Annotated in this window: 20 protein-coding genes and 1 pseudogene; 17 read left to right on the top strand and 4 right to left on the bottom strand. The window is 43.4% G+C overall.

The window, feature by feature from the left end; translation table 11 throughout:
• The first annotated feature begins 24 nt into the window (after positions 1–24).
• From RA086_RS06590 to RA086_RS06620, 7 genes are all read left to right on the top strand, one after another.
• A complete protein-coding gene (locus RA086_RS06590) occupies positions 25–147 on the top strand; it encodes a hypothetical protein (protein ID WP_308703047.1) in 123 nt (40 codons plus the stop codon).
• 157 nt (positions 148–304) lie between these two features.
• Entirely contained in the window at positions 305–691 is a 387-nt protein-coding gene (locus RA086_RS06595; RefSeq protein WP_308703048.1) for a YxeA family protein, read from the top strand.
• Positions 692–797: 106 nt separating this feature from the next.
• Complete coding sequence (locus RA086_RS06600; RefSeq protein ID WP_308703049.1) at positions 798–1,664, top strand: SPFH domain-containing protein; 867 nt, start codon at positions 798–800, stop codon at positions 1,662–1,664.
• 298 nt (positions 1,665–1,962) lie between these two features.
• Positions 1,963–2,850 carry an ABC transporter ATP-binding protein gene (locus RA086_RS06605; protein WP_308703050.1) on the top strand — a complete coding sequence of 296 codons (888 nt, stop codon included), beginning with the start codon at positions 1,963–1,965 and terminating at the stop codon, positions 2,848–2,850.
• Positions 2,847–3,605 (top strand): ABC transporter permease, encoded by a 759-nt coding sequence (locus tag RA086_RS06610; protein ID WP_308703051.1) that lies wholly within the window; start codon positions 2,847–2,849, stop codon positions 3,603–3,605. The genes RA086_RS06605 and RA086_RS06610 overlap by 4 nt, the downstream gene beginning before the upstream one ends.
• The gene (locus RA086_RS06615; protein WP_308703052.1) at positions 3,592–4,710 is read left to right on the top strand and encodes a sensor histidine kinase; all 1,119 of its coding nucleotides are present in this window, start codon (positions 3,592–3,594) and stop codon (positions 4,708–4,710) included. The genes RA086_RS06610 and RA086_RS06615 overlap by 14 nt, the downstream gene beginning before the upstream one ends.
• Complete coding sequence (locus RA086_RS06620) at positions 4,707–5,315, top strand: response regulator transcription factor (RefSeq protein WP_308703053.1); 609 nt, start codon at positions 4,707–4,709, stop codon at positions 5,313–5,315. Before RA086_RS06615 ends, RA086_RS06620 begins: the two co-directional genes overlap by 4 nt.
• Positions 5,316–5,444: 129 nt before the next feature.
• Here RA086_RS06620 and RA086_RS06625 read toward each other — a convergent pair whose 3' ends face one another.
• Positions 5,445–6,371 carry a quinone oxidoreductase family protein gene (locus RA086_RS06625; protein ID WP_308703054.1) on the bottom strand — a complete coding sequence of 309 codons (927 nt, stop codon included), beginning with the start codon at positions 6,369–6,371 and terminating at the stop codon, positions 5,445–5,447.
• Between the two features lie 300 nt (positions 6,372–6,671).
• Positions 6,672–7,538: a helix-turn-helix domain-containing protein gene (locus RA086_RS06630; protein WP_308703055.1), complete on the bottom strand. Its 867-nt coding sequence runs from the start codon at positions 7,536–7,538 to the stop codon at positions 6,672–6,674.
• 865 nt (positions 7,539–8,403) lie between these two features.
• Here RA086_RS06630 and RA086_RS06635 point away from each other — a divergent pair.
• Both RA086_RS06635 and RA086_RS06640 read left to right on the top strand, forming a co-directional pair.
• Positions 8,404–9,552, top strand: a pseudogene (locus RA086_RS06635) (RNA-guided endonuclease InsQ/TnpB family protein).
• A gap of 198 nt (positions 9,553–9,750) precedes the next feature.
• A complete protein-coding gene (locus RA086_RS06640) occupies positions 9,751–10,260 on the top strand; it encodes an AAA family ATPase (protein ID WP_308703056.1) in 510 nt (169 codons plus the stop codon).
• A gap of 33 nt (positions 10,261–10,293) precedes the next feature.
• Here the strand turns inward: RA086_RS06640 and RA086_RS06645 are convergent, their stop codons facing one another.
• Positions 10,294–10,920, bottom strand: coding sequence for an RpiB/LacA/LacB family sugar-phosphate isomerase (locus RA086_RS06645; protein ID WP_308703057.1), 627 nt, complete (start codon positions 10,918–10,920; stop codon positions 10,294–10,296).
• A gap of 176 nt (positions 10,921–11,096) precedes the next feature.
• Here RA086_RS06645 and RA086_RS06650 point away from each other — a divergent pair, with 176 nt between their 5' ends.
• Entirely contained in the window at positions 11,097–11,603 is a 507-nt protein-coding gene (locus RA086_RS06650) for an acyl-CoA thioesterase (protein WP_308703058.1), read from the top strand.
• Between the two features lie 62 nt (positions 11,604–11,665).
• Here RA086_RS06650 and RA086_RS06655 read toward each other — a convergent pair whose 3' ends face one another.
• A complete protein-coding gene (locus RA086_RS06655; protein ID WP_308703059.1) occupies positions 11,666–13,105 on the bottom strand; it encodes a C69 family dipeptidase in 1,440 nt (479 codons plus the stop codon).
• A 125-nt stretch (positions 13,106–13,230) separates the two neighbouring features.
• Here RA086_RS06655 and RA086_RS06660 point away from each other — a divergent pair, with 125 nt between their 5' ends.
• The 7 genes from RA086_RS06660 (at position 13,231) to RA086_RS06690 (ending at position 18,925) form a co-directional block, all read left to right on the top strand.
• Complete coding sequence (locus tag RA086_RS06660; RefSeq protein ID WP_308703060.1) at positions 13,231–14,124, top strand: YitT family protein; 894 nt, start codon at positions 13,231–13,233, stop codon at positions 14,122–14,124.
• Between the two features lie 53 nt (positions 14,125–14,177).
• Positions 14,178–14,372, top strand: coding sequence for a 2-hydroxymuconate tautomerase (locus RA086_RS06665; RefSeq protein WP_308703061.1), 195 nt, complete (start codon positions 14,178–14,180; stop codon positions 14,370–14,372).
• Positions 14,373–14,453: 81 nt separating this feature from the next.
• On the top strand, positions 14,454–15,782 hold the full coding sequence (gene lysA / locus RA086_RS06670; RefSeq protein ID WP_308703062.1) for a diaminopimelate decarboxylase: 1,329 nt from the start codon (positions 14,454–14,456) through the stop codon (positions 15,780–15,782).
• Between the two features lie 166 nt (positions 15,783–15,948).
• Positions 15,949–16,344: a MarR family transcriptional regulator gene (locus tag RA086_RS06675; RefSeq protein WP_308703063.1), complete on the top strand. Its 396-nt coding sequence runs from the start codon at positions 15,949–15,951 to the stop codon at positions 16,342–16,344.
• Complete coding sequence (locus tag RA086_RS06680) at positions 16,322–17,164, top strand: alpha/beta fold hydrolase (protein ID WP_308703064.1); 843 nt, start codon at positions 16,322–16,324, stop codon at positions 17,162–17,164. Before RA086_RS06675 ends, RA086_RS06680 begins: the two co-directional genes overlap by 23 nt.
• Positions 17,165–17,310: 146 nt before the next feature.
• Positions 17,311–17,979 (top strand): type 1 glutamine amidotransferase, encoded by a 669-nt coding sequence (locus RA086_RS06685; RefSeq protein WP_308703065.1) that lies wholly within the window; start codon positions 17,311–17,313, stop codon positions 17,977–17,979.
• Positions 17,980–18,160: 181 nt separating this feature from the next.
• Entirely contained in the window at positions 18,161–18,925 is a 765-nt protein-coding gene (locus tag RA086_RS06690; protein ID WP_308703066.1) for an ion channel, read from the top strand.
• Positions 18,926–18,973 lie beyond the last annotated feature (48 nt).

Raw genomic sequence — 18,973 nt, forward strand, 5'->3', positions numbered from 1 at the left:
TTGTGGTACGGAGGGGACACTTCTGTGAAAAATATATTAAGCCTCAATCCAGCCTTAGCGGAATCCATGTTGATCTGGCTCATAGTCAGCACCGGGATTACGGTGATTGTTTTTCTAATGGTTTGGTTATGGAAACGACGTAAATGACCGATATTTCTCAGTGATTCCAAGGCCAAAAGTTCTAATGAGTGAAGTTTAGGGATTGGCCATTTAACAAATAAATTTGTTTTGAATTATCACTTGTTTCACGCTGAACCATTATCTATACTCAAGATAACTAAACAGAGAGATGGAGTGGGGTAAAGTGACTAAGCAACGGCGTGAGCGGTTAACCGAGGGTATAGAAATTGTCCTGCTGATAGCAGTCGTCGGATTAAATATCTGGTGGATGGTCTATCGCTACGGTGGTGAAACTTATTATGTACAAAACGGGAAAGCTTTGAACTCATATTCGATCAGTTTACCAACTGGGGTTGCTGGGACCGGACATACCTATTTAGGCTTGGGAATTAATCGACATGGTGCGAAACGACGAATCAAGTTCAGGACCGATGCAGTAGCGCCGGCCCCGTTTAGTAAAAGCAAGATTGTCAAAGTAACGGTCAATGCCCACTATGGTGTGACTAATTATGAACCGGTGAAGAATGCTAAGCGGCTGCCAGTATCTGTACGCAATCAATTGGTTAGTTAATTATTGACTTCACCGCTATCAACTGCCGGGTACTATCAGCCGAGTCGTGACTAGGCATTCGCTAGCATGACGGGTATACTAGCAGTAACAGAGGGGGATTCAATTTATGAAGGAAAAAGAAGTATTCCATATCAATGGTTACATTGGGCTAGTCTTAGCCATCCTATTTGTACTCGCTGGTGGCTGGTTAGTTTGGCAGGGGAGCGTTGGCAATCAGATGGTCAGTGTTTTACTAGGTGGTCTGTTGATCGTCATTGCTGGTTTTGGTGCCAGTTCCTTAACTATCGTGGGCCCCAATGAAGCGCGTGTCTTAACGTTTTTTGGTAAATATATCGGGACGATTCGTGACTCTGGTCTGTTCATGACGGTGCCACTAACAAGTAAGTCTTCAATTTCGTTACGGGTTCGAAATTTTAATAGTGCTATTTTAAAGGTGAATGACTTACGCGGTAATCCCGTTGAAATTGCCGCAGTGATTGTGTTCAAAGTCGTTGATACAAGTATGGCGTTATTTGCTGTAGATGATTATGAGCAATTTGTTGAAATTCAAAGTGAATCCGCGGTTCGGCACGTGGCGTCTGAATATCCTTATGATACCTTCGATGATGATAAGAAGCTTACTTTGCGGAGCAATCCTACTGAAGTTTCAGATCGACTGACAGAGGAATTACAAGATCGGTTAAATGTTGCTGGGGTTGAAATTGTGGAAACACGATTGACACATCTGGCATACGCTACTGAAATTGCTAGCGCTATGCTACAACGGCAACAGTCTTCTGCCATTCTGTCGGCTCGAAAGGTGATTGTTGAAGGGGCCGTTTCAATTACAGAAGATACGATTAAACGTTTAGAGAAAGATACTGGTATGCAGTTGTCGGATGATAAAAAGTTGCAACTGATTAATAATATGATGGTCACCATTATATCGGAGCGCGGGACGCAACCGATCGTTAACACTTCTAAGGTGGAGTAGAAACACTGGCGTACCAACGTTTATAGCACCTTAAGTTTAGAACCGACTCTCTGAAAAAGAGGGCCGGTTCTTTTTGTGGTACCGTTTTGGCAATGTTTATGATTAGACACCTGAGTCAGCCTTTGAATCGTGAAAAAATATCAGAAAGGTTGTTTGTTGTTGAATAGCTATCAGAATGCTCCAAAAAATTACCATCGCAGTGAAAACATGACATTTGTCACTTAAAACTCATGACAAACTGAACTACCGGCTACTCAGCTGCTTTGTTAATCTTAGAGTATCCAAGGGAGATGAAGAGATGCAACCAATCATTCAAGCAGAACATGTCAGCTTTAGTTACGGCAAGCACGCGGTTTTAAAAGATCTTAGTCTAACCATTAATCCTGGTGAAATTATTGGCCTAATTGGCGAAAATGGCGCAGGTAAAACGACGCTCTTAAATTTGTTGCTGGGAATACGGACGATAAAGGATGGTCGGTTGACACTGTTTGGTCAAGAGCCAGGTGGACCGTTGGCCAAACAAAACATTGGGTCAATGTTACAAGGCGATTTATCTATTCGTGGGATCACCGTAGTGGAACTTTTAACCATGGCAGCAACACACTATCCGATGGCGTTACAACCAAACCAGTTAATGGCTGAGCTGGCCTTGACTGAATTAGCACACCGACAATTGACAACCTTGTCAGGTGGGCAGTTGCGGCGAGTCACTTTCGCGTTAGCGTTAATCGGTAATCCTGAACTTTTATTTTTGGATGAGCCAACGGTGGGGATGGACACCAATGCCCAACAGGCGTTTTGGACGCGTGTCAAGGTGTTAAAAGCCCAAGGGAAAACGCTAATTATTACGAGCCACTATTTACCTGAGATTGAGCAAGTGGCTGATCGAATCTTGTTATTACAAAATGGTCGTTTTACCTTTCAAGGCACGTTTGCCGAATTACAGCGGCAATATCAACAAGTCAAAATTGAATTTCAAACTGCACTAGCCCTGTCAACTTTTGAAGCATTAGCTGGGGTGACAGCCGTGACTCAAGTTAATACCGTGGTTCAGATCAGTAGTACAGACGGTGATCGAACCTTGCAAGCATTGGTACCTTATTTGCCACAACTGCATCAAGTGACCCTCAATCGAGAATCATTAGCCGCTATTTTTGTTCATTTAACCCAGGAGGCCCGCGCATGAAAACAGTGCTAGCACAATTAAAATTCGACAGTCGACGACTGATTTTACGTAATTTTTCATTTCAATTTTTTTCAATTCTGATGCCGGCGGGCTTTTATTTATTGTTTACCAAAGTGATGGTGTCCGGGACGGCTTCAGAGCGTTTTAGCTTACAATATATGGCTAGCATGATTGTGTATAGTGGGACGATTAATGGGTTATTTGGGATTGCGGCAATTTTAATGCATGATCGTGAAAAAGGGTTGCTACAATGGTATCAATTGACGCCATCGGGGGTTCAGCCATACTATTTATCCATGGGATTTTGGAGTATGGCGATGAATGGGATTGCTATCATGGTGTTAGGCACACTAGCAGTGGTAGTTAATCAGGTCAGTCTGACAGGCAGTCAATGGTTAGCAGTAGCAGGTGTTGCACTAATTGGTCAACTGCCAACCTTATTGTTGGGAGTCTTGATTTCATTCATAAATCGGCCGGAAACCTTGAGTGTGGTGAGTAATCTCATAACGTTTCCGATGGCGATTATCAGCGGGTTATGGTGGCCCATGTCGATGTTACCCAGTTGGTTACAACCAATTGGTAAATTGATGCCAACTTATTTTGTGAACAATTGGTTGGGTGCAGTGGCAACTCATGCTACACTTGAAACAACAAATGTCATTGGTGTGGGGGCATGGATTGGCATATTGTTAATACTCGTGATTGGTACCACCCGCCAGTTACTTAAACGGGGTGATGGGATTGTCAAAGCCTAAGTGGTTGGCTCGAATTAAAGATCTTGAATGGACTAGCTATATTTGGCTCGGTTACTTACCTTATTCGGTGGCAATCTATTTACCTGCAAAAACTGCACAGGATTGGTTTTGGTTGAGTCTGTTAGCCATCTTCTTGGTATTGTATATTTTAGTTGTCGAGAAAAGCACTTGGCGACCAGTGACGATTCCACTGGAATTATTGATTACTGGCTTGTTTTCGATTTTTAAAACGAATAATTACTTGATTATTTTTCCTGGTTGGCAAATTTCGTTTATTTTGGCGCAACATCCTAAAAAATATTTCTATTGGTTTTTGACTGGCTACTATGGGTTCATTCTAGCCAGTCTGATCGAGGTCTATCAATCGGACCCTAATATGTTCGGTTGGCATAACGGTGATATCATGGGCTTGGTTTTCCCGATTTTATCGCCATTATTATCTTATACGCTATCTCGATCGATTGTCCGCCAGCGTCAGCTTCGTCAAACCAATCGTCGGTTACAAACGATTATTCAGCGGGATGAACGGGATCGCATTGCCAGAGACTTGCATGACACGCTCGGCCAAAGTTTTTCGATGATCACATTGAAAACGGAACTGGCTAAGAAGTTACTGGTAAAGGCTCCGAATAAAGTTGGTCCCGAACTTGACGATATTGAACGGACGAGTCGTGAAAATTTACAATTGGTGCGTTCGATTGTGAATGACCTACATCAGAAATCAATCAGTGAAGTGTTACTTGAACAAAATCAGAACTTATTAGCGGCGAATGTTTGGCTGGTGACGACTGGTGAAAAGCAAGCAATTCAGTGGCCAACGACAGTTCAAGGTATCTTTGCGGCAACTTTAGTTGAAGCATTGACCAATGTGATTCGACATGCCCATGCCCAGCAAGTTCAGCTGGGTTTTAGTGAAGTAGCAACGCAATATCAAGTTGTGGTACAGGATAATGGTCGGGGTGGGCCTTTAGAACGAGCCGGAGCGAATGGTATTACTGGGATGCGGGCACGTTTATTGGCAGCACATGGCACGTTTGAAATTGGACAGTCAGGCCATGGAACTAGATTAATATTATCGTTACCTAAAGAGGAGTATCAGCAATGATCACAATTTATTTGGCAGAAGATCAGAGTATGCTGAACTCTGCCTTAACGCAATTATTAGAATTAGAAGACGATCTACACGTGGTGGGATCGGCCGGTGATGGTCAAACGGCCTGGGATGAGTTGCAACAGTTGCAACCGCAAGTGGCCATTTTGGATATTGAAATGCCGGGATTATCTGGCTTAGATGTTGCTGACTGTCTTCAAAATAGTCAGCTGACAACTAAGGTGATTATTTTGACGACGTTTGCTCAAAAAGCGTATTTTGAGCGGGCGGTGCAAGCTCGAGTTGCTGGGTATTTGTTGAAGGATAGCCCTAGTGATGACTTGATTGCCGCAATCCGAAAAGTCATGCTTGGACAGACGATTTATGCGCCGGAATTAGTGGTCAATATGTTATCTGCTAGTCAAAATCCGTTAACTGACCGCGAACTGGCCGTTTTAAAAGCGGCGGCGCAAGGGTTACCGACTAAGGAGATTGCAGGTGACTTGTATTTATCCGCCGGCACGGTGCGTAATTATTTGTCAGCCATATTTAGCAAACTCGGCGTACATAATCGACTTGAAGCCATTAGTGTGGCTGAGCATAATAAGTGGTTGAGTTAGCCGTATATTGAACAATATTTTACCATTTAACGTTTCAGAGCCTAGTGGTATTCCCAATTCTAAAGCTGAAAATGAAAAGCCTCACGTTGACCGAGATTGGTCAGTGTGAGGCTTTTTTGGGGGACAGGCTCATGATTGATCGTAACTTAACAGGATGCGGCCATGTGAATGTTGATTTTTTGAGGCTAATTGGGCTTGAATGACCGCTTGATAGTCAAAGACTTGCTGGATGACACTAATCAGTTGTTTAGTTTCTAAAAGTGTCAAAATTCGCTTGTAATCGTTTAGGCCGATGTTTCCTTGACCAAAGTAGAACTTTTGCGTTGGGCGTGCAGGCGAATAATGTGGCCGTGAAAGGGACAGCAATTGCAACTCATTAAAATGCGTGGTGATCTGGTTCAACAAGGTCAGTGATCCAACTGTGTCAATCACTTTATTAACAGTCGGGAGCTCTTTGAGTTGGATGGACAGGTCGTTTTCGTAATTGATGACATAGTCGGCACCGAGCTGGCTTAAAAAGTCGCGGTTAGTTGAATGACCAAGGGCAATAACGGTTGCACCAATCCGTTTCAAGAATTGGATTAAATAGACCCCTACACCGCCAGAAGCACCGGTAATCAGGACGGTATCATGAGAAGTAGCGTTGATTTTTCGAACGGCATAGTAAGCGGCGTCAGCGCCACCAATGATGGTTGCGGCAGCGGCTAGGGAAACGTTGGCTGGTACTTCAAACAATAATGGTGGCAACATTGAGTTGATGAGTTCGGAATTGGCGCCAGCTGGGTTGGTCCCGATAACACGTTTTCCAATCAAATTTTTATCCCTGAGTAGGCCCACACGTTCAACAATGCCAGCGAAGCCATAACCAATTGTGATAGGGAGTTGAACGGGGCGGATCTGTTGTAATTTACCTTCTTCAGTCAGCCAATCATAAGGTAGCACCGGGGTGAATTTGGTGCGGACAATGGCTGAGAGTGGGGTTAAAGTTGGTTCCTTGACGGATTGGATTCTCAAGTCTTGGCTGCCTTGGTAGGAAACTTGCTGAATTGTTTTCAATTTGATGAATAGCTCCTTTGATTAGTTGTTCAAGCAACTTTATGAGATTTTGTCGCTTGTTTGGGTAGGTTGTCATAATGATGGCCTGCTTTTATTTTTATCAAACAACCATGACGTTTGATGACACTTAATATAATTGAAATGGGGCCAAATTAAAAATTAGTCTACTGATAAATTGATCAGTAGACTAATCGCAACTAATTAGCAGTCGAATGAGCTATTTTAAAGTGATAAGTGGATACTGATTTGTGTTGTCAGGCAATACAATCTGTTGGAAAGTTCAAAGGAGGGGGATCAAAGCTAGATTGGATATGTCTCGACAACAAATATTTCCGCTAAGGTTTGACTCTTGAGCAATAGATCATCGTTGGGCCGCTTTAGTGCTTGGTGAACTTTGGCGAGCAAGAAAAATAAATCTGCTAGCATGTAATGAGAATCATGATCAGTTGTCCATTTGATTCCCTCAGCGATAACGTTTGCGGCAAGTTGATACTGGCCTGCTTCATAGCACGAAAGGCCATATTGGTAGAACAAAATATTAGTGTTTTCACTAGTTTTGGTAACGCGCTGCTGACGAACCCGATTAAGATGCGTTTCAAACTCGGACAGTCCAGCTTCAGTTTGGTGGGAGCGACAGGTTAAAAAGGCGATTGCCGTCAAGATAAGCAATTCATTTGGTGTAATCATTGACTGATGTCTGGTGAAAGTCTCATTCAAAGCAAGGTTTAAATAGCGTAAGCCGGTGCGTGCATTTTGAGTGACTTGGTAAGCCGCGATGCCATAGTAGTAATAATAGGTTTGATTATCTTCGTCACGATAAATGGTATCAGTGATGCTAGTCTGTGAAAGGTAATCAAGCATCTGAGGATAACGATGGTCATTGCATAACTGTTTGATTTTTTGATTAAAGCCAGCTAAGTGATCAATGGTTGGGTAGTCCTTTAGAACGAGATGATCCATAGAGAGATGTAAACGTTGGCACAACTTTGATAAGAGAATCACGTTGGGCACATAGTTGCCCTGTTCGAGACTGCTTATCATGGATTGTGAACAGATGCCTTGTGATAATTGTTTTTGAGAGAGTCGGTTCTGTTTGCGCGCCTGGGCTAACCGGTTTCCCAGTAATTGTGGCAGTGTATGATCAGGCTGAGCCGGGATAGCGATCAATTCCTTTCAAAATAGTGTTTTGAGCTTAGGTGAATTTTAGGCGTTGAATGCAAATCTTTGATGTTATTATTGCAAATTTTAGGTTGAATAGTTGTAAACTCACCATGGACTGAGGAGGGAAATTAATGCCATTAGTATTTTGGACTTTAGTGTTAGCTGTTTTATTTCACACGACTGTAACTACGATGTTCTATGGTTTATTTGGCACATTTGTTGTTTTATGGTTGCTTCGAGTCGTTCTAATGATTTCCTTGTTAGGATTGGCTTATCGATTCGGTAAAAAAAGATGCCGAAATTAGATTGAATAGTCAAGTATGGTGATCTGTGAGATGCTGAGTTCAGCTTAATGCTGGACTTTTTGTTTTCGATAATATTCGAATTCAAAGTTGAAAGTACTGTTAAGCCGTGATTCAGACCGTGCTATCAAATGAATTGTTAGCAATTAATATCAGTTATATCGGTGGCAAGTTAACTAATATTGTGACATAATTCTGGTAATTAGTGAGGCAACTGCTGTGGCGGATGGCATAATCAGTCAGCAATCACCAAGTGATCATGTGGCTGATCTGGAGGAGGTAATCATTAACTAAAACGTAGAAAAGTGTTGCAATCTGTAGAAAAAAATAACCACGCACCCACAGAGAGTAAATATGGAGGTGGCGTGCTTGATTATGATTAAAGCTAGTGAATTGTTACCACAATTCGAATACTGTAAAAATCCGCAAGATGTCTTTCCAAACTTAAAGTCGTATTATTTATTACCACCTTGATGATCAAATCGCTGACATTGATAGCGTCCTAAATTATAATTAGAAGTGTACTTACAAACTAAAAGGCAACACTAATTTGGATGGTGATGATGCTGATAATTCGGACACAAAAAGTAAGACTTTATCCTAATCATCATATGGAGAAAGTTCTCAATAGACTCTGTGATTATCGTAGATACTGCTGGAATGAGGGATTGGCTACATGGAATGATATATATGAATTGCATACGCTTGACTCCAACAGTGTCCGTCCCAATGCTTATTCAGTTCGGAATGAATTAGTCACGAATAAAGCCGATTGGCAATATGAGTTGTCAGCACGTACGCTACAATTGGCTATTTCTGATTTAGGTAATGCTTGGCAGAACTTCTTTGATAAATCGGAACCTGATTGGGGTAAACCAACCTTTAAGTCAAAAAAAGCCGCGCGGCAAGGCTTTAAAACCGACCGGGCTAAAATTGTCGCTGGTAAGCTTCGCTTGGATAAGGCACGTGGTGTTAAAGATTGGTATGACATTAGGCTTAGCAAGCATGCCGATTTGTCAGGCACGCTAAAGGTGGTCAGCATTTACCGCGAAAACGGGAAGTATTGGGCTAGTCTTCCGTTAGAAGCTGAACTTGATGCCAAACAGCGAACAGGTGATAATTCAGCCGTTGATGTGAATGTCGGTCATTTGAACTACACTGCGGGTGTTATTGATACCTTGCCGAAACGTTTAAGTAAGTTATATCAACGGATTAAATTTTATCAGAAGTAGTTAGCTCATAAGCGTGTTGTGAATGGAAATAAGGCAACTAAAAGTAATAACTATGGTGTAATGAGAGCCAAATTACAACGTGATTATCATAAAGTTGCTAATATCCAGCATGATATTATGCAAAAATTTACGACAAAACTGGTCAATGAATATGACAAAATCGTGATTGAAGACCTGTCCGTCAAAGATATGCAGATGAGTCATGTTGCTTCTAAAGGCTTGCAACGGTCAATGTTTGGCTACTTCCAGCAAATATTAACTTATAAATGCGACTGGTATGGTAAAGAGCTGATTTTGGCAGATCGACAATACCCTTCAACCCAACGCTGTTCAAAGTGTGGTCATATCAAGTCTGGGAACGATAAAATCACGCTGCAAGGTAATGCGACACATCAGACTAAGCATAATGAATATGTTTGTTATGGCTGTGGTGCCGTACGTGATCGTGATGAAAATGCGGTTGCTAATCTACTAGCTTTAACCTAAAGAATAATAACTTAATGGGGCTGGCTAAGTCCTAAAGCTGTCATAGTTGGTCAATGTGATTACTCCAATTTGGAATATCGGAATACTGGCGTGATAACGGCAGCAAGCAAAATCAAGAAAGGAAATATGTAACCTTTCTAAATGTGGAAACCAGTCATGGTTTTCTACATTTCTCCATATTTTGCATAGCAGGTAAATATGCGTAAAAAGAAGTTAATTTTAATCGGTGGGCCGATGGGTATCGGTAAGACGACGCTGGGAAAATATTTGGTGAATCACTGTTTGACCAATGCGGTACTGCTGGATGGCGATTGGTGTTGGTATATGCATCCGTGGCTGGTTAATGACGAGAATAAGCAAATGGTCATGCGTAATAGCCAGTTTTTATTGAATTCGTTTATTGCCAACAGCAATTTAGAAACGATTGTCTTTGTTTGGGTGATGCATCAACAAGCCATTATTGATGACCTATTAGCTGGACTAACGGGTGACTTTGACGTGTATTCATTTTCGTTGATTGCGAGTGAAGCTGAACTCACAAAACGTTTCAGCCAGGATATTAATGCTGGGATTCGGCAGCCAAGTGCCTTATCGGATGCCCTGAGTCGCTTGCCACTATATGCTAAGGTCGCGTCGACAAAGATTGATGTGACTGGGAAGTGCTACCAACAAATCGCTCCAGTAATTTTAGCTGCAGTGGGGAAATGAGTTTGCCGACAAGTTACGGCACAGCACATGGGTTTAAACCATTTTTCTCAAATAAGCTAATAGTTTTTCATCTGTTCCGTGCTTGAAAATGAAGTCAAAAACCGCTTGCTTTTGATAGATTGGTTGTGTAAAGTCAGCGTCTAGGCCAGCAAGAATTGTTAGCAGACTAGTTTGTGATAATTGCTTGATATGTTGAAGCTGAGCGGCATCATATTCCTTACGGCTGGCCGCGGATTGTGGGTAACCGACTGCCATAGGACCGTCAAACAATTTTTCCAAAGTGAATTTTAAGTTGAGTTCACCAGCCCAGCCAAAATTCAGTCCTAAGGGTAATGACGCACAGTTGCCACGATTGATGCGACCAAATAAATAGGCATCACTAGGCGTAGGTAAATAGCCACTGACCACGTTGGGCAAACTATTACAAGCAATCGCCATGCCGTTGCCAGAGCTGCAGCCGGTGACCACGTAATCAACTGCGTGGGTATTGAGTAATAGGCCAACTAACAGTGAAATTTGCACGTAGGATAACTTTGGGTCTTGTTCAAAGACGCCAAAATTGATCACCTCATTGTTTTTGCCGGCTGCTTGCTGAGTGGCTTGAAACAGTAACGCATTTTTACTGATTTGGGTCGTTGCCTGAATAACTGCGATTTTCAAGATTAGCACAGCTCCTTTGAAGTGGATGAATCACTAAGCTAAAACTATTGTAATCCTTTTCGCCTGGTCTGATGATTGAAATTGGCACACTTATTCAGAAGTTGTGGTGACCAGTCCCTAAAGGGTGTCAATTTTTAGTATAATAAAGATAATTATGACAAAGGGCGAGGTGCCTTATGGAAACGATTAAAGTTTCACAAACATTATCTGTCAGCAATCATCGGGTCTTTTCGTCCGATTTAAATGAACATGATACGGTTTTCGGCGGCAAAATTTTAGCCGCAATTGATGATAATTCATCTATCCCAGCTTCTCGCGTGGCGCGCATTGAAACGGTAACGGCTTCCGTGGATCAGGTCAATTTTATTTTGCCATTCCGGTTGCAAGATTCGATGTGTACCGAATCATACGTCTCTGGTGTCGGTCATCGGTCCATCGAAGTATTTACCAAAATCATTGGTGAACACTTAAAAACGGGAGAACGTTTCTTGGGTTTGACTTGCTTTTCTTCATTTGTCGTCATGGAGCGTCAGATCACGCTACCGGCGATCGTGCCAGATAGCGAGGAGTATCGATTCGTCTGTGCAGGCTATGAAGCGCGACAGGCCGAACGAATGGTCAAACTAAAGCGGCAAGAACAGTTTAATCAACAGATCAGTCTAGCGTTTCCGTGGACAAATTGATCAAAAACCACTAATCGAGCGTGCCGTTACTGGCAAGGCTTGATTAGTGGTTTTAAGTTAACTTACAAATTTAAATCTGTGTGGTAATTCAATGGCGATAAATCGGTACTCTGTGTGATCAGGTTCGCGGACAACTGTTGAAAAGCCGTCAGGGCAATCTTAGCAGCTTGTTCGTTCGCTGCCGTTAAAGTGGCTGGCAGTTCAGCTGGAGCGACATTTGCGAGCTGGTCATCGGTTTTGATCAAATGGTGCCCAAGTTGAATCGCGGTTTCTTTTTGTACCGTATTCAACAACGGATGCAAGTCATGATAGTGGGCGTCCACTAAGACTCCAGCCAGCTTGAAAATCCAGTAGGCTGACTGATCATCATATTTTTCGGTAGCCAACTGATAGGCAACAGGGGTCGTGTCAACATTACTATAGAATGGCACGTAGACACTTTCAGCCGCGACGCCCATCGCTAACCAGTGGATGCCACGAGTCCCAGCCGGCTGATCCGGCCGAATTTGTAAAACGTGGGATTCTTGTGTTTTGGCTAAACTTATTGGTCGGTAACGGTGCTTTTCAGCCTCAGTGCCGGCGCCAACTGGATCGAATGGGGTCCCTTCATAATGAGACGCCAAGTAATGTTGGGCTTCATCAATATGAATGAGACGATTGGCACGTTGCACAAATGGCAAATCGAATGATTCCGGTTGTTGGTCGATTTCGGGTGTGAAATATTTTTGCCCGTACCAAACACGTGGGGTGTTGTAATGCAAATCAGACAGATCCGCGGTGCCAAAAACTTCTCGGAAGTTTAAGCCGTTAGCCATGGACGCTAATTGATGATCAACGACAAAATCACGAATACCTTTCGCATATAAAAAGTTTTCATGGTCAGCGTAGTCGACTTCTTGAATCGCTAACTGGTTGCCAACGACAGCGTAAGCATCATCGGGAATTCGTTGAGCGACCCAGTAATGACCCGCGCCAGTTTCCAAATACCAAACTTCATCTGCGTCACTAAACAGCACGCCGTTCGTTTCATAAGTCCCGTGTGCCTCAATAATTTGGCCTAAGCGTTCGACACCTTCACGCGCAGAAGTGATATAAGGTAGCGTTACCGTTACCATGGCTTCTTCACCGATACCGTCTTGGACGTAAGGATCGGCGGCCAAAACGCGAGCGTTGCAGTAGGCACTCTCGGTCGCACTCATCGCGACACCGTGTTCGTTAATACCGTCTTCTTCAAATAGCCCGTATTTGGGCGTCCATTCTGGTGTGGCCGTGTACTTTGCCCGAATCTTAGGCAAGGTCATGGTGAAGGGATGGTCGGCGTCATTTGACTTGAATTCTTGCGGCGCGTTAAACTCCGCGTGTGGATGAACCACAAACTGTTTGGCCCAAGCCGCTTTTGAATCTTCATTGCGGCCAATCATGGTCGAACCATCCGCGGTGGCGTTCTTACCAATCAAAATACTGGTACAAGCTGAATAAGGATTAAACTGGTGTGTCAGCATAAAGAACCTTCTTTCTATCAAAACCCCATTAAAATTTCACTAAACTTATTCTATCATTTAACTGTATCAATGGGGGTTTTTCGCTATAATAAGTGCAGCGAGAAAACTGTAAAGAAGGTTTGGCAATGTCACATATTTCGAATCCACGGTTAGCATTCTTATGGCAATTAGTGATCATGGTTGCTTCCGCGTTAGTTTCTGCATTTGCATTAAATGAGTTCTTGATCCCGGCAAATACGTTTAGCGGTGGGGTCAACGGGATTGCTCAGATTCTCTATTCAGCTGGTAAGGGAATCGGTTTTCAGATCAATACCGGGTATTACATTTTACTTTTCAATATTCCGATTGCGCTATTAGGCTGGTTCAAATTAGGCCATCGGTTTACGATCATGAGTTTTATCACGGCCTTTCTCACCTCGGCTGCGGCAGTGGTCCTGCCGGTCGTCAACATTGCGCATAATCCATTGTTAGGCGCATTATTTGGCGGAATCCTGACCGGGGTCGGCATTGGAATCACGATGCGGTATGGTTTTTCGACTGGTGGTTTTGATATTATTGTTTTGGTCTTAGAGCGACTAACCGGCCGCACGGTGGGTAGTTTGATGTTTTTGATCAATTTTGCCATAATTCTGATGTCTGGGGTTTTATTTAGTTGGGAAAATGCGTTATTTACGATTATTTCCATCTACGCTTCGACACGGATGGTCGATTTGATCCACACGCGTCATCAGAAGTTGACAGCTATCATTGTGACGACGCAAGCTGAGGCGGTCGCGAAAGCAATTCAAACCGCCATTTTACGTGGGGTCACGATTGCGGATTCTCACGGTGGCTATTCCGGTCAGCCCAACGCGACGTTAATGGTCGTGCTCAGTCGTTATGAACTATTTGCGTTACAGGCGGCGGTACAGCAAACCGATGATCATGCGTTCATCAATATTTTAAATACGGTCGATACATCGGGATTATTTATGAATGAACGGCAACAAGCTGAACAACGGAAGAGTTTACAAAATTAGAAAGTTAAGATATGATTAGATTCTATAAAGACAAATAGAGGAGCGTGACAACGATGCCAATCGTACACATTGATTTAATTGCTGGTCGTTCACAAGCACAACTTAAAGGTTTAGCGAAGGACGTCACAGCGGCTGTCAGCAAAAATACTGGCGCGCCCGCTGAACATATTCATGTTATTTTGAACGAAATGCAAAAAGACCGTTACAGTGTTGGTGGCGTGTTAAAGAGTGACGAAACAGCTGAATAAGTTGTCTTGTCCGAACCGGCCTAGTTTTAGTGGCCGGTTTTTTTGAAAGTTGCATCGTTGTCTAAAAAGTGAGGTTAGATCGTGAACGAACAAATTACCCAGGCTGACTTGACTGCTGAAAATCATTTAATGATTGGTGGCGTCGATACCCTGGCACTAGCAAAGAAGTATCAGACACCACTATACGTTTATGATACCGGTGAGATTCGGTCAGAAATTAAGGCTTTCAAACAGGTTTTTGAAGCCAATCAAGTTGATTATCAAATAAGTTATGCTAGCAAGGCTTTCTCAACAGTTGCCATGTATCAAGTTATCGCGCAAGAAGGGATCCATTGTGATGTCGTTTCTGGCGGCGAGCTTTACACGGCTAAGCAAGCCGGATTCCCAATGTCACGGGTGTCCTTTCATGGCAATAATAAGTCTGAAGCAGAGTTGACGATGGCCCTTGATAACGGCGTTGGCTGTATCATCGTTGATAACTTTTATGAATTGAAACTATTATCCAAGCTAGCAGCGGCACGTGCCCAACAGACGACGATTATGCTCCGCGTCGCACCCGGAATTTCGGCGCACACGCATGAGTACATTTCGACAGGGCAGGCCGACTCCAAATTTGGCTTTGATTTGAACAGTGGTCAAGCAGATCTTGCGGTCAAGCAAGCCCAAGCCGCACCATTCTTAGATTTAGTTGGGATTCATTGTCATATTGGCTCACAAATTTTTGAACTGAATGGGTTCAAAATGATTGTCGATAAACTGGTCACGTTATTTGCGCGTTGGCAGCGAGAGCTGAACTTTTATCCGCGTATTATCAATGTTGGTGGGGGCTTCGGGGTGAAGTACACTTCAGCCGATCAGCCATTATTACCCACTGAGTTTGTGGATGCCATCATCAAAGAAACGGTGGCCCAGACGCAGGCCCAGCAAGTGCCAATGTTAGAAATCTGGATTGAACCCGGGCGTTCACTAGTCGCAACCGCTGGAATGACACTTTATACTATCGGCTCGTCTAAAGAGATTCCAGGTATTCGCAAGTATCTCGCGGTTGATGGTGGGATGGGTGACAATATTCGACCAGCACTTTATCATGCAAAATATGAGGCCGTGTTAGCGAAAGATCCCACGTTACCAAGTGAAGAAGTGGTCTCAATTGCAGGCAAATACTGTGAATCGGGCGACATGTTGATCTGGGATCAGCAGTTACCTGCGACTAAACCCGGCGATGTGCTGGCCGTCCTAGATACGGGAGCGTACGGCTACTCAATGGCTAGCAACTATAATCGAAATCCACGACCAGCCGTTGTGTTCTGTGAGGATGGCCATAGTCAAGTCGTCGTTCAACGCGAAACATATACTGATCTGACGCGCTTAGATGTCCCTCTGATAACAAAAACGAAAACAGGCCATTAACCCTTTGACGAGAATGAAAAATTCTCGTTTTTTTGTTTAAAAGGCTTGTTTTTTGAGCTATTCAGGATTATAGTGTGTACATACACGATAGCAAAAAAGGAAGTGTTCAAAAATGACAGCTCACCATTTTACAAGGACGTGCGCCTACTTTACGGCTGCGAGATACATGCGAAGTATCGAACAAGTTGCGGATGCGGTGTATGCCCCAACTGGAATGAAACCGGCCTATGCTTACATTATGATGACGATTGAGGATCAGCATCCGTTGACGATCAAGACAATTGCAACCGAGCTTGGTTACGAGCGTTCAACGGTCTCACGGATGGTCAAAACGTTGGCACAAAAAAAACTCGTTATTTTAGCGACTAAGGGGCGGGCGACAACTGTTGATTTAGGTCCTGCCAGCGACGCTTTTTTAACCGTGGCGAATGCGTGTCTGGTTAAGTTCGGTCAAGTAACGGATGATTATCTGGGATCGGATAAAGCCGCAATGACCAAATTGTTAACCAAAAATAACGAAAAACTAAGGAGTTCATCTCATGACAATTTATCAAACGATTAACGTTGATGGCTTAAAGATTTTTTATCGCGAAGCAGGGTCGCCAAATAAACCGACGATGTTACTATTGCATGGGTTCCCATCTGCTAGTCATATGTTCCGAAATTTAATACCGGCACTGGCAGATCGGTTTCACTTGATTGCGCCAGACTTTCCGGGTTTTGGTCAGTCGAGTGCCCCAAGTCGAGAGACTTTTGATTATACCTTTGAGCATCTGAGTGCCGTCATCACCGATTTTGTGGCGGCGTTGAAGTTAGACCAATTTTACCTTTATGTGTTTGATTATGGGGCGCCAATTGGGTTTCGAATTGCGATGCAGCATCCGGATTGGATTCAAGGTATCGTTAGTCAAAATGGCAATATTTATCAAGAAGGTTTAGGGCCTAAGTGGGCTACACGGCAAGACTTCTGGGATCACCCCACGCAAGCAAAACGTGACGGTTATCGAACCGCATTTGCTCCCAAGACAATTATTGGTCAGTATACTTTTGGAACGCAACCTCAGCGAGTATCACCCGATGGTTATATGTTGGACATTGCGTATACGCAAACGCCTGGTTACGCTGAACGACAACTGGATCTAATCTTTGACTATCAAAATAATATTAAAGCTTATCCACAATTCCAAGCTTATCTACGGACCTATCAGCCAAAATTGTTGGCTGTTTGGGGGAAAAATGATCCGTCATTCATTTATCCAGGTGCTGAAGCCTTCAAGCGTGATGATCAAAATACTGACGTTGAATTAGTGGATAGTGGTCATTTTGCACTGGAGACTCATGCTGAAGTGATTGCCACGATGATCAAAACCTATTTTGAATAAGGCAAAATGGGTGAAGACGAGGGCGGCCGACAACCAGTTAGCTTGATGCAGCGTCAAAAAGTTGTATCACTTAAATTTTAGCAACAGTTAGTTGTGCATGGCATCGAGATGAGTTCATGCGCCAAAAGAGGAAATGAGGCTGAATCATGAGAATTAATGTTTTACAACATACCCCTAATGAGGGGCCTGGTGCCATTCAAGCTTGGTCACAAGCGCATGGTCATGAAATGCTTATCTATCACCCTTATCAATTTGGTATCTTACCAACTGCCGCCGAGACGGACTTACTGGTTATTTTGGGTGGGCCAATGAGTCCCAATGATGATCTGGACTGGATTAAAGCTGAACGGACGTTGATCAAGGAACTATTAGTGGCTGATAAACCGATATTTGGGGCTTGTTATGGCGCTCAGCAGATTACCAAGGCGTTGGGCTATCCCGTGACAAAAGCTCCCGCTAAGGAAGTTGGCTGGGCACCCGTTTATCGTAAAAGTACGAGGATTCCTGGCATTCCAGCTAAGCTAATGGCATTACATCGGCATGAAGAAATGTTTGAGATTCCTGATGGTGCAGAACGCTTATTTTCAAGTGACCGAGTGCCAAATCAAGGGTTTGTGCTCGGACAGCACGTCGTCGGCTTACAACTTCATTTTGAACCACAGGCGGATGATGTCCGTGAAATCGTGGTGAATGATGGCGCCTATACCACTGGTTCTGCATTGGGACAATCACCGGCCGATATTCTCGCCACAGCGGTCCCCGCAGAAAATCGCGAGGTGATGTTCAAAATTATGACGTATTTGACAGAAGCTTGATCAGGCGGACAGTTGTTACCGACAACTAGTTAATTGGTACTGGCTTGTTGGGACTTTTATGGTTTGAAGACTAGTTGTCGTCAGGACCTTAACAAATTACTAAATTTTGACCGTTGGCGCTAGTTAAATGAGACAGATAAGACTATATTATTAACTAGCTTATAACTAGGGGTCTGATTGTATGGGGAATCCACGGCAACGCGCAGCAATAATTGGTTATCATCTCATCGTGACTATTTTGACGCTATGGTCAGCAGTCAACGTGATCATGATGACGTTTCATATCTGGGACTGGCAAACCGAAATGATTATCGCAAACAGCCTATTGGCGGTTTTTGCGGTTGACTATTTTGTCCGCTTCACAACCGCCCATGACCGTAAAGCTTTCTTGATTCATTCGGCATTTGATCTTATGGGAATCATTCCAATGCATCCGGTCTTTGCCTTGTTTCGATTGGGACGGCTCGCGCGAATGATTCAATATCATCATTTGTTTTGGCGGCTAGGCTGGGATGGTCAATGGACCCATGATTTTCATCGCTTTGTTTATAGTACCGGCTTTATTTATCTGTTTTCCATTAGTATTGCGATTATTGTTTTGAGTGCCTTGTTATTTTCAGTTTTTGAACACCAAAGTTTGTCGAATTCATTATGGCGGGCGGTCACGACAGCCACGACGGTGGGGTATGGTGACGAAACACCACATACGCCCGTTGGCAAGATTATTGCGGCGGCCTTGATGTTTGGTGGGATTGGTTTTATTGGGTTGTTAACGAGTACGATTACTGATTTCTTCACGACACAAACGAGTCAAAATTTGGGTCAACAGGATGATGCGAAGCAGACCGACATGAAATTATTACTTACTAAAATTGATGAGTTAACCCAGAAAGTCGACCAATTACAGACGGAAGTCAAACAGCTCAAAACTCCTAAGCGACGCTAGTGTTCGTAAGTCTCCCAAATGAAGCCTTTAACTGTCCCCGCAACGCCG

Source organism: Lactiplantibacillus brownii (genome assembly GCF_031085375.1).
Lineage (GTDB): Bacteria > Bacillota > Bacilli > Lactobacillales > Lactobacillaceae > Lactiplantibacillus > Lactiplantibacillus brownii.